General features: G+C 55.0%; 12 protein-coding genes. 4 read left to right on the top strand and 8 right to left on the bottom strand.

Translation table 11 applies throughout. The features are described from left to right. Nucleotides 1–127: 127 nt before the first annotated feature. Entirely contained in the window at nt 128–2983 is a 2856-nt protein-coding gene (gene gcvP / locus Q8A57_RS10705) for an aminomethyl-transferring glycine dehydrogenase (RefSeq protein ID WP_305171104.1), read from the bottom strand. Nucleotides 2984–3179: 196 nt separating this feature from the next. Then, the gene (gene gcvT, locus Q8A57_RS10700) at nt 3180–4307 is read right to left on the bottom strand and encodes a glycine cleavage system aminomethyltransferase GcvT (RefSeq protein WP_305171103.1); all 1128 of its coding nucleotides are present in this window, start codon (nt 4305–4307) and stop codon (nt 3180–3182) included. Between the two features lie 113 nt (nt 4308–4420). Between gcvT and Q8A57_RS10695 the strand changes: the two genes are divergently transcribed. After that, nucleotides 4421–5269, top strand: coding sequence for a LysR substrate-binding domain-containing protein (locus Q8A57_RS10695; RefSeq protein WP_305171102.1), 849 nt, complete (start codon nt 4421–4423; stop codon nt 5267–5269). After that, on the top strand, nt 5269–5796 hold the full coding sequence (locus Q8A57_RS10690) for a shikimate kinase (protein WP_305171101.1): 528 nt from the start codon (nt 5269–5271) through the stop codon (nt 5794–5796). The genes Q8A57_RS10695 and Q8A57_RS10690 overlap by 1 nt, the downstream gene beginning before the upstream one ends. A 75-nt stretch (nt 5797–5871) precedes the next feature. On the opposite strand, the gene Q8A57_RS10685 is transcribed toward Q8A57_RS10690, so the two are convergent. Then, on the bottom strand, nt 5872–6579 hold the full coding sequence (locus tag Q8A57_RS10685; RefSeq protein WP_305171100.1) for a TSCPD domain-containing protein: 708 nt from the start codon (nt 6577–6579) through the stop codon (nt 5872–5874). Nucleotides 6580–6593: 14 nt separating this feature from the next. Beyond that, nucleotides 6594–8744 (bottom strand): adenosylcobalamin-dependent ribonucleoside-diphosphate reductase, encoded by a 2151-nt coding sequence (locus Q8A57_RS10680; protein WP_305171099.1) that lies wholly within the window; start codon nt 8742–8744, stop codon nt 6594–6596. Between the two features lie 468 nt (nt 8745–9212). Between Q8A57_RS10680 and slyD the strand changes: the two genes are divergently transcribed. Next, entirely contained in the window at nt 9213–9695 is a 483-nt protein-coding gene (gene slyD / locus Q8A57_RS10675) for a peptidylprolyl isomerase (protein WP_305171098.1), read from the top strand. Nucleotides 9696–9773: 78 nt separating this feature from the next. Here the strand turns inward: slyD and rimO are convergent, their stop codons facing one another. The 4 genes from rimO to Q8A57_RS10655 form a co-directional block, all read right to left on the bottom strand. Next, entirely contained in the window at nt 9774–11090 is a 1317-nt protein-coding gene (rimO, locus tag Q8A57_RS10670) for a 30S ribosomal protein S12 methylthiotransferase RimO (protein ID WP_305171097.1), read from the bottom strand. 102 nt (nt 11091–11192) lie between these two features. Then, entirely contained in the window at nt 11193–11975 is a 783-nt protein-coding gene (locus Q8A57_RS10665) for a 3-hydroxybutyrate dehydrogenase (protein ID WP_305171096.1), read from the bottom strand. Nucleotides 11976–12166: 191 nt separating this feature from the next. Beyond that, nucleotides 12167–12823: a CoA transferase subunit B gene (locus Q8A57_RS10660; RefSeq protein ID WP_305171095.1), complete on the bottom strand. Its 657-nt coding sequence runs from the start codon at nt 12821–12823 to the stop codon at nt 12167–12169. Nucleotides 12824–12837: 14 nt separating this feature from the next. Further along, a complete protein-coding gene (locus Q8A57_RS10655; RefSeq protein WP_305171094.1) occupies nt 12838–13539 on the bottom strand; it encodes a CoA transferase subunit A in 702 nt (233 codons plus the stop codon). Nucleotides 13540–13691: 152 nt separating this feature from the next. On the opposite strand from Q8A57_RS10655, the gene Q8A57_RS10650 reads away from it, so the two are divergent. Then, a complete protein-coding gene (locus Q8A57_RS10650; protein WP_305171093.1) occupies nt 13692–14585 on the top strand; it encodes a LysR family transcriptional regulator in 894 nt (297 codons plus the stop codon). The last annotated feature ends 12 nt before the right edge of the window (nt 14586–14597 follow it).

Raw genomic sequence — 14597 nt, 5'->3', positions numbered from 1 at the left:
TTTTCCTCCGCTCAACACTGCTGTGTATTCTGGAGATTGGCGGGAATACCTATTTTTCAGCAGGATTCTGACACAACAAAAAAGCGGGCCCATTGGCCCGCTTGGTTCTTTCGCGCGCTGATCGTCGTTACAGGTAATCAGACACCGGTAGGCAGGCACAAACCAGGTTGCGATCGCCGTACACATTGTCGATGCGACCCACCGGTGACCAGTACTTGGTCTCTCGCAGGGAAGCCAGCGGATAAGCCGCCAATTCGCGCGGGTAACTGCGCTGCCAGTCGTCGGCGGTAACAGTTTCAGCAGCGTGTGGTGCGTGGCACAGCGGGTTGTCTTCCAGCGGGTATTCCCCTCGCTCCACCGCTGCAATTTCTTCACGGATCTGCAACATGGCGTCACAGAAACGATCCAGCTCTTCGCGGGATTCACTTTCAGTGGGTTCGATCATCAACGTGCCGGGCACCGGGAAAGACATAGTCGGAGCATGAAAGCCGTAATCAATCAGGCGTTTGGCCACGTCGTCTACGGTGATACCCGACGCTTCCTTGATAGCGGCGAGGTCGACAATACATTCGTGAGCAACCCGGTCGTTAGCACCGGTATAGAGTATCGGGTAGGCATCCTTGAGACGGTGGGCCACATAGTTGGCATTGAGAATTGCGCCTTCGGTCGCCTGCTTCAGACCCTCGGCTCCCATCATGCGGATATACATCCAGGTGATAGGCAGAATACTGGCACTGCCCCAGGGAGCAGCAGAAACTGCTCCCACGGGGGATGCTTTCCCGTTACTGACATGCCCTGGCAGGTACGCCGCCAGGTGCTGTTTGACCGCCACCGGGCCAACACCGGGGCCACCGCCGCCGTGGGGAATACAGAAGGTTTTATGTAGGTTGAGGTGGGAAACATCGCCACCAAACTGCCCAGGCTGACATAGACCCACCATGGCATTCAGGTTCGCGCCATCGATGTACACCTGCCCACCGTGGCCATGAATAATCTCGCAGATTTCGGTGATACCCTCCTCGAACACCCCGTGGGTAGACGGGTAGGTCACCATAATTGCTGCCAGTTGATCACTGTATTGTTCGGCCTTGGTACGCAGATCATCCAGGTCGACGTTGCCGTTATCGTCACAGGCAACCACCACCACTTTCATTCCGCACATCTGCGCCGAGGCAGGGTTGGTACCGTGGGCAGAACTTGGGATCAGGCAGATATTGCGCTCGTGGTCTCCGCGGCCTTCATGGTAGGCACGAATGGCCAGCAGACCGGCGTACTCACCCTGGGAACCGGCGTTGGGCTGCAGAGAAACGGCATCGTAGCCGGTGGCGGCACAAAGCATGGCCTCGACTTCACCGATCATCTGTCGGTAACCCTGTGTCTGGTCTTCGGGCGCAAAGGGGTGAATGGCACCGAACTCAGGCCAGGTTACCGGCAGCATTTCAGCGGTGGCATTCAGTTTCATGGTGCACGAACCCAAGGGAATCATGGCCCGGTCCAGGGCGAGATCCTTGTCCGCCAGACTCCGCAGGTAACGCAACATCTCTGTTTCCGAGTGATACTGGTTAAACACCGGATGAGTGAGAACTTCGTTGGTGCGCAACAATGCCTCCGGCAACCCACTGGCCGCAGAAGGTTCTACTTCGGCAACGGTGAGAAATGAATTGGCATCGAGCAACTGCCAGAGGGTTTCCACATCTTCAGCTGTGGTGGTTTCATCCAGTGAAATGCCCAGGCAGGTGTCGTTGATCACCCGCAGGTTCACGCCCCTAGAGGCAGCCGCCCCATGAACAGCGGCGGTATTGGTCCCGGTTTCCAGAGTGAGGGTATCGAAAAAGCTGTCGTTCAGAACTTTCACGTCCAATGACTCAAACCCTTTGGCGAGAATCGCTGTCAGGCAGTGAACCCGCTCGGCAATCCGCTTCAGGCCCTGCGGGCCGTGATACACGGCGAACATGCTGGCCATCACTGCCAACAATACCTGCGCGGTACAGATATTACTGGTGGCTTTCTCACGTCGGATATGCTGTTCCCGGGTTTGCAGGGCGAGACGGAAAGCGGGCTTACCGCGACTATCTACGGAGACACCCACCAGGCGACCGGGCAACGAGCGTTTGAAATTATCCCGGGTAGCCATATAGGCGGCGTGCGGGCCACCGAATCCAAGCGGCACACCAAAACGCTGGGTAGAACCAATGGCAACATCTGCACCCAGTTCTGCCGGACTCTTCAGCAACAGCAGGCTGAGAATATCTGCCGCCATCACCACCAGGGCTTTGTTATCGTGGGCCTGGCCGATCACATCGCTGAAATCACGCACGGCACCATCGGCACCGGGGTATTGCAACAGCACCCCAAAGCAATCGTGTTCACCCAGCGTTGCCGGATCGCCCACCACTACGTCGATATCCAGTGGCTCCGAACGGGTCTGGATAACCGCCAGGGTTTGCGGCAGGCACTGTTGATCCACAAAGAACGTACGACCCTTGGATTTGGCCATGCGCATACACAGTGTCATGGCCTCGGCTGCTGCCGTGCCTTCGTCCAGCAGCGAGGCGCTGGCGAGATCCATACCGGTGAGATCGGTAATCATGGTCTGGAAGTTCAGCAGTGCTTCCAGGCGACCCTGGGAGATTTCCGGCTGGTAAGGTGTGTAAGCGGTGTACCAGGCGGGGTTTTCGAGCACATTGCGCAAAATGACGTTGGGGGTGAAACAGTTGTAATAGCCCTGTCCAATAAACGATTTCATAACGCGGTTTTTTCCCGCAATGGCTTTCAACTCAGCCAGGGCCTGTTGTTCAGTGCAGGAAGCACCCAGCGCTAATGGCTGTGTTGAACGGATGCTACCGGGCACCACCGCGGCAATGAAGGAGTCCATATCGGCGTAGCCCATTTCCCCAAGCATTCCCTGTTGGTCTTCGATGGAGGGACCAATATGGCGGTAGACAAATTCATTGCTGTAGTTCAGTTCAGCCAGTGATTTCACGGATACACATCTCCAGGAATAAGCGGGTTAAAAGTCTTTCAAACTCAGTTCTGTTTCTTGTTAAACATCGTCAGCGAAGCCGCTGAGACAAGGCAAAAATGGCCGAAAAAGCGGAGGTTATAGGGTATAACCGAGCATTTTGAGGCCATTTTTAATGCCGTATCAGCAACGCAGGTAGATGTTTAACCGCGACGGTTTAGCCACGAAAGTATCGGTGGGGCACAAACGGCATCTTGGTGACCGTCACCGCGCGCGCCTTACCACGCACCAGGGCATTCAGGGTGGTGCCGACAGCAGCATACGCGGATTCCACGTAACCCATGGCCAGTGGCGCACCCAGAGTCGGCCCAAAACCGCCGCTGGTCACCATGCCCACCTGCTTGCCATTTTCATCCACCAATTCGGCACCTTCGCGAACCGGTGCACGGCCATCAATCTGCAGGCCGACGCGTTTGCGGGCAGCCCCTTCCGCGATTTCACGGAAGATGACATCGCTGCCGGGAAAGCCCCCGGCTTTTTCGCCATCCGCACGGCGTGATTTACTAATGCTCCACAACAGGGAAGCCTGAATGGGTGTGGTGGTAACATCCAGGTCATGGCCATAGAGACACAGCCCCGCTTCGAGGCGCAGTGAATCCCTGGCCCCCAGGCCGATAGGGGCCACCTGTTCGAAAGACAGTAGCTTTCGAGCCAGGGCGTCAGCCGCTTCAGCGGGCACGGAAATTTCAAAACCGTCTTCTCCGGTGTAACCGGAACGGGTAATAAAACAGTCTGTCCCGTCGATAGTGACATGGCAGCCATTCATGAAAATCAGTTCACAGGCTGCCGGTGCCACCTGAGCCATAACTTCTGCTGCAGCCGGTCCTTGCAGTGCCAACAGGCCACGTCCATCCAGGTAATCGACCTCGAAACCAGCCAGATGCTTCCGTAGGTGCGCTAGATCCTGCTCCTTGCAGGCGGCATTGACCACCAGAAAAAAGGTATCTTCGGACCAACGTGCAATCATCAGGTCATCGAGAATGCCGCCCTCATCATTGGTGAACAGGGCATAGGTCTGACGATTGATGGGCAAGCTCTCCAACTCCACCGGCACCATCGCCTCCAGAGCAGCAGCCACTCCCACACCACGAACCACCACCTGACCCATGTGGGAAACATCGAACAGCCCGGCTTTGTCACGGGCATGTAAATGCTCGGTCATGATGCCATCGGGGTACTGCACCGGCATATCGTACCCGGCAAAGGGCACCATACGGGCGCCAAGTTCCCGGTGTAAGGCATTGAGGGGCGTGGATTTCAGGTCGGTATTCTGTTCTGTGGTCATAGCGGGAACCCGGCAACATAGGGAAAGAAAAAAGCCATGTTAGCGGTCGGACTAGAATTGGTAAAATTAATAGTTAAAATCATTTCATTACATTTGTTAATAGTATCTACGCCATGAAAAACCTACCCACAGACCTGTTGCGCGCTTTTGTTACCGTGGTGGAACTGGGCGGATTTACACCGGCCGCCGACTGGCTCGGTAGGTCCCAACCCGCCGTCAGCCTGCAAATCAAACGCCTGGAACAGCTGGTGGGCCAGACCCTGCTGATCCGCAGTGGACAGCAACTGGAGTTGAGCCGGGCCGGTCAACAACTGTTCCGCTATGCGCGCCAGATACTGGCACTAAATGACGAAGCCGTTGCCCAGTTCAGTAAAACCGCCGTCAGCGGCAAGATTCATTTCGGAATACCCAGTGAGTTCGCCACCACTCTGCTGCCGAAAATTGTTGGGCGTTTTGCACAGGCATACCCCAATGTCACGCTGGAAGTGACTTGCGCTCTCAGCAAACAGCTTCTCTCCGAAACAGAAAGGCGGCGTTACGACCTGATACTGGCACTGCACGATGACCCAGCCATGGCGGGTCACAACCTGGTCAAGGAAGACGAATTGGTGTGGGTTACCGGTGCCGATCACGATGCACACCTGCAATCTCCACTACCACTGATCGCTGCCCCCGAAGGCTGTATTTACCGCAAGCGGGGCATCCAGCGATTGCAGGAAAGCCTGCGTGACTGGCGAATTGTCTACACCATTCCCGACCTCACCGGCATTCAGGCGGCCATCGAGGAGGGCCTGGGCGTTACTGTACTGGCCCGCAGCACTGTGCCAGAAAACCTGCGCGTATTGAAACCCACGGAGAAACTGCCCAGACTCGGCAGGGTCGGCATCAGTCTTATTGAACAGAGCCCGGAACCGGGTGAAGCCATCGCCCGACTGATGGACTTTGTGAAGGCATCCCTGTAATGGAAAACAACTCCGTGAAAGATAATATCGTTCTCATCGGTATGCCCGGCACCGGCAAAAGCACAGTTGGCATTCTGCTGGCCAAGGCTCTGGGCAAGGACTTTGTGGATTCCGATATCCTGATCCAGGTGCGCGAAGGAAAGACCCTGCAACAGATTATGGATGAGAACGATTACTTGCACCTAAGGGACATTGAAGAATCGGTGCTCACCAGTATTGACGGCCACCACCTGGTCATTGCCACCGGCGGCAGTGCCGTCTACAGTGAAGCTGCCATGAATCACCTTCGTCACCACGGCATCATCATTTACCTGGATACGCCCTTGCCTGAACTGCGCCAACGTATCACCGACTACGACACCCGTGGTATTGCCCGCCGCCCCAACCAGAGTTTTGAGGAACTGTACGCCGAGCGCACCGCCCTGTATCGCCGCTATGCGGACATCACGGTAAGCACGGGGAACGCCTCTGCCGAAGAAGTACTAAATAGCACTCGGCAGTCACTGACTGACCGGAGCGGCCCTTAAGACAGGCGAAAAAAAGCCGGGTGTTCCCCGGCTAATCTCCCCATTCATGTGGATATTTTTTTGACTGGAGTTAATTCATCCGCACTTCGAGTCCCCACAATTCAGGCAGGTCATGCAGCCATCCATCAGGATCACTGCCTTGGTCATACATTTCTGGCAGAGCTGAGCACTTTCGGGAAACGGGTTACTGGGTTTCGCGACAGGAGCCGCCGGAGCGCTGGCTGCTTCATATTCGGCGCGCTTTTCCGCCAGAATCGCTTTCTGGTGATCACCCAGTTCCGGGGTCTGGATCATGCCGATCTTGGTCAGGTGATCTTCAATGGCCTCGCCAATTTCCGCCACCAGTGAGGGCATGAATTTGCCACCGCGCTTGAAGTAACCACCCTGGGGATCGAACACTGCTTTCAGCTCTTCCGCCAGGAAGGTGCAATCACCACCCTTGCGGAACACCGCAGAGATAACCCGGGTCAGGGCAACCACCCACTGGAACTGGTCCATGTTTTTCGAGTTGATGAAAATCTCGAAGGGGCGGCGCTGCTCGTGGTCGGTGCCCTGGTTAAGCACGATATCGTTGATGGTGATATAGAGCGCGTGATCGGACAGCGGCGTCTTCACCTTGTAGGTGGAGCCGTGGAGTTCTTCCGGGCGGCCGAGATTTTCGTGCATCTGCTCAATGGAGCGATCCAGATCAGATGCAGCGGGTTTTTCTTCCGGGAGGGCCTCGTCATTGGACGGCGTGACCACCTTATAGCCGATGATTTTCTTGTCGAGTTTTACAGTCATGTCAGTTGTTCCGCTCAGAATTTGCCGTAGTAGCCTTCTTTCAAGGCATCAAAGAGATTGGCGGCCGTATGGATCTCGCCGTCGTATTCCACTTCCTCATTGCCCTTCAGTTCGACGGTGGAGCCGTCTTCCAGGGTAAAGCGGTAGGTGGTGTTTTCCAGGTCTTTATCTTTCACCAGCACGCCCTGGAAGGCCTCGGGATTAAAGCGGAAAGTCGTACATCCCTTGAGTCCATTCTCGTAGGCATACAGATAGATATCCTTGAAGTCCTCAAAATCGCAGTCAGTGGGGACATTGATAGTTTTCGAGATGGATGAATCCACCCAGCGCTGGGATGCGGCCTGAACATCCACATGCTGCTTCGGTTTGATATCTTCACTGGAGACAAAATAGTCGGGCAGTTTTTCCGCCGGGTCGTCACTGAAGGGCATCGCGCGGGGATTGACCAGCTCCCGGTAGGCCAGCAACTCATAGGAGAATACGTCCACCTTCTCCTTCGACTTCTTGCCCTCACGGATCACATTGCGAGCGTAGTGATGTGCAAAGCTGGGCTCAATACCATTGCTGGCATTGTTGGCCAACGACAGGGAAATGGTGCCGGTGGGGGCAATGGAGGAATGGTGGGTAAAACGGCAGCCGACCGCGGCAATCTCGTCCACCAGCTCCGGCGCCACTTCTGCGACCTTCTGCATGTAACGGCTGTAGCGGGCCTGCAGAACCTTACCCTTCAGCTTGTCACCTACCACAATGCCATCGTTGGCCATTTCCGGGCGCAGGCGCATCATGGCTTCGGTGACTTCGAACTCTTCGTCCATGATCGGAGCCGGTCCTTTTTCCTTGGCCAGTTCCAATCCTGTGTGCCAACCGGCCAGTGCCATCTCGCGGGAGACACGCTCGGTCAGCTCCAGGGATTCCTTACTGCCATAGGGCACTTTGAGCATGGTCATGGTGGAACCGAGACCAAGGAAACCCATGCCGTGGCGGCGCTTGCGAGTGATCTCGTTGCGCTGACCTTCCAGCGGCAGGCCGTTGATCTCGACCACGTTATCCAGCATGCGGGTAAATACCGACACCACCTCGCGGTAGTTATCCCAGTCGAAGCGCGCGCGGTCAGTGAATGGATCAAGAACAAATTTGGTGAGATTAATAGAGCCCAACAGGCAACTGCCGTAAGGTGGCAGGGGCTGCTCACCACAGGGGTTGGTGGCACGGATATTTTCGCAGTACCAGTTATTGTTTTGCTGATTCACCTTGTCGATCAGAATAAAGCCCGGCTCGGCGTAGTCGTAGGTGGAACTCATAATAACGTTCCACAGCTGACGCGCCTTCACTGTGCGGTAGATACGGCACGCCACCAGACCCTCATCGTTGGCAATGTAACCTTCCGTTGACGGGAACTCGCGCCAGACAATGGTTTCATCGGCGGGATCAACCGTTCCCTGCTCTACCTCTTTCGGCGAGATCGGGAAACAGAGTGACCACTCATCATCCGCCTTGACCGCTTCCATGAACTCTTCGGTCACCAGCAGTGACAGGTTGAACTGGCGCAGGCGTCCGTCCTCGCGCTTGGCGCGGATAAAGTCCACCACGTCCGGGTGACTGACATCAAAGGTCGCCATCTGCGCACCGCGGCGGCCGCCGGCGGATGACACCGTAAAACACATCTTGTCGAAGATATCCATAAAGGACAGAGGACCGGAGGTATAGGCACCGGCACCAGACACATAGGCACCTTTCGGGCGCAGTGTTGAAAATTCATAGCCAATACCGCAACCAGCTTTCAGGGTCAGCCCCGCCTCGAGATTCTTTTCCAGGATATCCAGCATCGAATCCTGAATAGTGCCGGACACCGTGCAGTTGATTGTGGAGGTGGCGGGCTTGTGCTCCAGCGCACCAGCATTGGAAATAATCCGACCTGCAGGAATGGCCCCGTTGCGCAGTGCCCAGAGAAAACGCTCGTACCAGTGTTCCTGTTTTGCCGGTTCTTCCACCTCGGACAGCGCACGGGCAACCCGGCTATAGGTCGCATCGATGGTTTCATCAACCGGATTACCGCTTTTATCCTTGAGGCGATATTTTTTATCCCAGATGTCATCTGAGGCTGGCTGGAGTTTGATTTCGATGGGGGAAGGCTCGTCTGCGGTTTTTAGGGCTTCTATCGACATGGCGGTGCTTGTTTCCTTGTGCAGTATGTGGCTTGAGCAATCTTTGAAGGTCCTGCAGAGGAAAGCGTTGCTGCAACTTCCCCCCAATTTACCCGGTTTCGGCACTCTTGAGTCGCCTTATGATGAACGGGTAAATAGTCGCTGAACTGGATGGAGTATACAATATCTAGTGCTGTTGGCCAGAGCAACCACTATAGGTAGTAGTTTCTAAAAATCGATCTGATATTCCAACCCATTGCTAGCAGCCACTCAGCCGCCAGCCCGCCGCAGGCAACGCTCTTTGACAAACAACGAAAAATCGTCACGGGAAAATCCTGACTCGGTTACCAGATGAAGTGACCATAAAGGCCTTGCTCGGTCAAAAAAATTGGAAAAAAGTCTCTAGCACCCCCCTTCCTTGGCAAATGGAATCTCATCACGGATAATGCCTCCCTCATTAGAAATTCATCTCCAGTAGAAGGTATCCAAATGAATATCACTGAAAACGCCGTCGTGCTCTTTCATTACACACTCACCGACGAGGAAGGCGTTCAGCTGGATTCGTCTACCGATGATGCACCTCTGGCCTATATTCATGGCCACAAAAATATTATTCCTGGCCTTGAACAGGCGATGGAAGGCAAAACTGAAGGCGACTCCATGAAAGTCACCGTTCCAGCTGCGGACGCCTATGGTGAGTACCAGGATCACCTGGTACAGGAAGTGCCACGCGAAGCATTCCAGGGTATCGAAGAAGTGAACCCGGGCATGCGTTTTGAAGCGCAAACCCCCTCCGGCCCCGTATCCGTAGTGGTAACCGCCGCCTCTGACGAAACAGTCACCGTTGATGGCAACCACCCGTTGGCGGGCAAAGACCTGACCTTTGACGTGAAGATTGAAACTGTCCGTGAAGCCAGCGAAGAAGAACTGGCCCATGGCCATGTTCACGGTGCCGGCGGACACCAGCACTAAGTCTGCTCACCCCCATAAAAAAGGCCAGCTTTCCAGCTGGCCTTTTTTATTGCCCTGTTTTGTTAGCAACAACTAAAACTACGAGATCAACTCCGCTACCAGATCGTACTCTTCCGCCTCGACCACCCGGGCTTTCACCAAGTCACCGGGCTGTAGACCAAATTCGCCATCCAGGAATACATTGCCGTCGATCTCCGGCGCATCGGCACTGGAGCGGCCAATGGCGCCTTCGTCATCGACTTCGTCAATCAATACCTCAATGGTGCTGCCGACCTTGCGCTGTAAACGCTCTGCACTGATGGCCTGCTGGGTTTCCATAAAGCGCTCCCAGCGATCCTGCTTCACCGCTTCCGGCACAGCACCGGGAAGCTCGTTGGCCGGAGCACCGTCCACCGCCTCGTATTTGAAACAACCAACGCGGTCGAGCTGAGCTTCCTGCAACCAGTCCAGCAGGTACTGAAAATGCTCCTCGGTCTCACCCGGGAAGCCAACAATAAAGGTACTGCGCAATGTCAGGTCGGGGCAGATTTCCCGCCAACGGCGAATCCGCTCCAGTACCTTTTCCTCATTGGCCGGACGCTTCATTGCCTTCAGCACCTCTGGGTGAGCGTGCTGAAAGGGAATGTCCAGATAGGGAAGAATCTTGCCCTCCGCCATCAGCGGTAACACATTGTCCACATGGGGATAGGGATAGACATAATGCAGACGCACCCATACCCCCAGCTCACCCAGGGCTTCACATAGTTGCTGCATATGGGTCTTCACTGGCTTGCCCTGCCAGAAGCCGGTGCGGAATTTCACATCCACACCATAGGCGCTGGTGTCCTGAGAGATCACCAGCAACTCTTTGGTACCCGCATTCACCAGGCGCTCTGCTTCATCCATCACATTGCCGATGGGTCGGCTCACCAGATCGCCGCGAATGGAAGGGATAATGCAGAAGCTGCAACGGTGGTTGCAGCCCTCGGAAATTTTCAGGTAAGAATAGTGGCGCGGTGTCAGCTTGACGCCCTGCTGCGGCACCAGGTCCACATAGGGGTTGTGCTCGGCACTGGGTGGCACGTATTCGTGCACAGCGCCGACCACCGCCTCGTATTGATGGGGGCCGGAAACCGCCAACACGCCCGGATGAACATCGCGAATGGCTTTTTCGTCACCACCCATGCAGCCGGTCACAATCACCCGACCGTTTTCCGCCATGGCTTCGCCGATGGCATCCAGGGATTCCTGTTTGGCACTATCGAGAAAGCCGCAGGTATTAACCACCACCACATCGGCATTCTCATAACTTGGAGACACTTCGTAACCTTCCAACCGCAGTTGGGTGAGAATACGTTCAGAGTCCACCAGCGCCTTGGGGCAGCCGAGAGAGATAAATCCAACTTTGCCTGACATACCTGACCTGTTGACTGGCACCGCACTTCAACGCACAGCACCCGAATTAATGGAAGCCGCGGATTCTACAGCAAACCCTCTCTGACTGCCCGCAGAATGGCTTTACTGGGCGGTCCAACCACCATCTACGGGCAGGCTTGCACCGGTAATGGTGGCAGCGGCATCTGAGCACAGAAACACCGCCAGGTCACCCAGAGCAGAGGGCTGGGTCGCCTTGGGCACCGGCTGTTTGGCAATAATGGTGCGCCGCTTGCCCTCTTCGAAGCTGACGCCATCCCGATCCGCAGTTGCTTGAAATTGGGCCGCCACCAGTTCGGTATCCACCCAACCCGGGCAGATAGCATTGGCGGTGACACCTTTTTCTGCGTTCTCCAGCGCCACCACCTTGGTGAGGCCGACAATGCCGTGCTTGGCCGCAACATAAGCTGCCTTCTGCAGGGAAGCCACCAGGCCGTGTACGGAAGCAATATTGATAATGCGGCCCCAGCCACGCGCCTGCATGCCGGGCACCAGCAGGCGTGTGGTGTGAAATGCGGAACTGAGGTTGATGGCGATGATGGCATCCCACTTCGCCACGGGAAAATCTTCAACCGAGGCGGTGAACTGAATGCCGGCGTTGTTGATGAGAATGTCCACCTGACCAAACTTTTCCAGCGAGGCATTAACCAGCGCTTCGTTACCCTCGGCAGTGGAAATATCAGCATCGCTGAACAGACACTCGACACCAAAGCGGGACTCAAACTCCTTCCCCAGGGCAGCGCCTTCTGCAGGGTCCATCAGACCGTGTAACACAATATTGGCACCGGCATCTGCCAGACGCTCAGCCATGGCATAGCCAATGCCACTGCTGGAACCAGTCACCAATGCAGTTTTACCTTTCAACATAAATCACCTCACGAAATGAATGGTGTCAGCCCGGGGTAGATGGTGGGCGAACAATTGGATTGACGATTGCAAAATCTATGGGAGCAAACAGTTTAAGCCATTCAGCCGGCAATACAAAAAAGCCTTTGCTGCCGACGACAGGCATAAAAAAAGGCCCCCAACAGGGAGCCTTTTTTGACAGCGCCAGAGAATCAGAACTGCATTTCCGGCACGTTGTCGGGAACAACCAGCTCACCGCCAGTCTTTTCCACGATCTCTTCAACAGATACGCCAGGCGCACGCTCCACCAGGTGGAACTTGCCATCATAGATCTGAATGAAAGCCAGGTCGGTCAGTACATTCTTGATACAGCCCGCACCGGTCAATGGCAAGGTACACTCCGGCAGCAGCTTGGAGTTACCGTATTTGTCGGCGTGGGTCATCAACACGATGATGTTATCGGCACCGGCTACCAGGTCCATTGCGCCGCCCATACCTTTTACCAGCTTACCGGGAATCATCCAGGAAGCTATGTTGCCGTTCACGTCCACTTCGAACGCGCCAAGCACGGTCAGGTCCACATGACCACCGCGGATCATGGCGAAGGACTCAGCCGATGAGAAAATGGAAGCACCAGTAGCCGTGGTTACAGTCTGCTTACCGGCATTGATCAGATCGGGATCAACCTGATCTTCTGTTGGGAACGGCCCCATACCCAGCAGGCCGTTTTCGGACTGCAGCATAACTTCCATACCTTCCGGCACATGGTTCGCCACCAGCGTGGGGATACCAATACCGAGGTTTACGTAGTAACCATCCTGTAGCTCGCGGGCAACACGGATAGCCATTTGATCACGAGAAAGTGCCATGATTGTCTCTCCTCTTAACCTTCGCGAACGGTGCGGATTTCAATACGTTTTTCAAACGTACCCTGAATCAGACGATCTACGTAAATACCGGGGGTATGTACATACATCGGGTCCAGTTCGCCAGGTTCAACAATCTCTTCCACTTCCATCACGCAGATCTTGCCAGCGGTGGCGGCCATGGGGTTGAAGTTCATGGCTGTGTTGCGGTAGATCGCGTTACCGTAACGGTCTGCTTTCCACGCTTTAACAATGGAAAAATCGCCCTGAATAGACTCTTCCAAAATGTATTTTCGGCCGTCAAACTCGCGCACATCCTTGCCTTCACCAATATCGGTACCGTAACCGGTGGCCGTGTAGAACGCAGGAATGCCAGCGCCCGCAGCGCGCATTTTTTCTGCCAGAGTGCCCTGGGGCGTCAATTCCACTTCCAGCTGGCCAGAGAGCAGTTGCTCTTCAAACAATTTGTTCTCACCCACATAGGAAGAGACCATTTTCTTGATCTGACGATCTTCCAGCAGAATACCCAGACCAAATCCATCAATACCACAGTTGTTGGAAACAATAGTGAGGTCCTTGGTGCCCATTTTCTTGATCTGCTTGATCAGATTTTCGGGAATACCACAAATACCAAAACCGCCAGCAATCACGGTCATGCCATCTTCGAGACCTGCCATCGCTTCTTCGTAGGTGCTCACCACCTTATCGAAACCCGCCATGAACTTTTTCTCCTCAATCGTTTTTTATGATTTACCCCGCAGACAATACATCTGGCCTGCAAAACCGTTAAAGCATCCTATAGCGCAATATATTTATCAAGCGTAAAATTTTAATCAAATGATTAACCCCCCTTATAAATAGAAGTGGACACATGGATATCACCATTAAACAACTCAAGGCATTTGTGACCGTTGCTCAAACGCGCAATTTTGCGGAAGCCGGGGAGCGCCTGCACCTGTCCCAGCCCGCACTAAGTATTGCCCTGAAAAACATGGAAGAAGTGGTCGGTGGCAAGCTGCTGGCACGCACGACCCGCACCCTGTCACTCACTCCGGAAGGCGAAGCTTTCCTGCCAGTGGCGCAGCGCCTGCTGGCCGACTGGGATAACGCCCTCACCGACCTGCATAACCTGTTTGCCATGCGTCGTGGCAAACTGAGTATCGCTACCATGGCGTCCTTCTCCATCAGCAAGTTGCCCAAGGCATTGCACCACTACCGGGATCAGTTTCCGGATATCAACATTACCGTGCAGGATGTGGTGGCTGAGGAAGTGATCGACATGGTGCGCAAAGGTCGCGTGGAGGTCGGGGTCACCTTCGACCTGGAAGAGTCTGAAGACCTGCATTTCGAACCACTATTTGAAGACAGTTTTTTTGTGGTCACGCCCCAGGACCACCCGCTGCTGAAACAAAAAACGATCCGCTGGGCAGAGCTTCAGAACTACCCCTTTGTTACCCTGCAACGACCCTCAGCCATGCGGCAGATGATTGACGACACCACTGACAGTTGCGGCATACACCTGACCGTCGAGTTTGAAGCCCACCAACTGGCATCTATTGGCTCTATGGTCGCCAATGGACTCGGCATCAGCGTAGTTCCCTCATTGGCTATTCAGCAAATGCAGCTGCTGGGTGCAGAAAGCCGGCCACTGACTGACCCGGTAGTCAAGCGTCAGGTGGGCATTTTGACACGTCGCCGCTACCCATTATCCTCTGCGGCCAATGCACTGGTGGAAACCCTCAAGTCCCAGATCACCGCACCCTGACGACCTGTGGAA

Origin of the sequence: Porticoccus litoralis (assembly GCF_030676955.1) — a bacterium.
In the GTDB taxonomy this organism is placed as follows: domain Bacteria; phylum Pseudomonadota; class Gammaproteobacteria; order Pseudomonadales; family Porticoccaceae; genus Porticoccus; species Porticoccus litoralis.
The sequence above is the reverse complement of the archived record's forward strand: the minus strand, read 5'-3'. Positions and strand labels throughout refer to the sequence as shown.

Bases quoted from the DNA above. Each gene is read 5' to 3' on its own strand.
- Q8A57_RS10690 (WP_305171101.1), top strand. From the start codon at position 5,269: ATGGAAAACAACTCCGTGAAAGATAATATCGTTCTCATCGGTATGCCC.
- Q8A57_RS10680 (WP_305171099.1), bottom strand. From the start codon at position 8,744: ATGTCGATAGAAGCCCTAAAAACCGCAGACGAGCCTTCCCCCATCGAA.
- slyD (WP_305171098.1), top strand. From the start codon at position 9,213: ATGAATATCACTGAAAACGCCGTCGTGCTCTTTCATTACACACTCACC.
- rimO (WP_305171097.1), bottom strand. From the start codon at position 11,090: ATGTCAGGCAAAGTTGGATTTATCTCTCTCGGCTGCCCCAAGGCGCTG.
- Q8A57_RS10685 (WP_305171100.1), bottom strand. From the start codon at position 6,579: ATGACTGTAAAACTCGACAAGAAAATCATCGGCTATAAGGTGGTCACG.
- Q8A57_RS10655 (WP_305171094.1), bottom strand. From the start codon at position 13,539: ATGGCGGGTTTCGATAAGGTGGTGAGCACCTACGAAGAAGCGATGGCA.
- Q8A57_RS10695 (WP_305171102.1), top strand. From the start codon at position 4,421: ATGAAAAACCTACCCACAGACCTGTTGCGCGCTTTTGTTACCGTGGTG.
- Q8A57_RS10650 (WP_305171093.1), top strand. From the start codon at position 13,692: ATGGATATCACCATTAAACAACTCAAGGCATTTGTGACCGTTGCTCAA.
- Q8A57_RS10665 (WP_305171096.1), bottom strand. From the start codon at position 11,975: ATGTTGAAAGGTAAAACTGCATTGGTGACTGGTTCCAGCAGTGGCATT.
- Q8A57_RS10660 (WP_305171095.1), bottom strand. From the start codon at position 12,823: ATGGCACTTTCTCGTGATCAAATGGCTATCCGTGTTGCCCGCGAGCTA.
- gcvT (WP_305171103.1), bottom strand. From the start codon at position 4,307: ATGACCACAGAACAGAATACCGACCTGAAATCCACGCCCCTCAATGCC.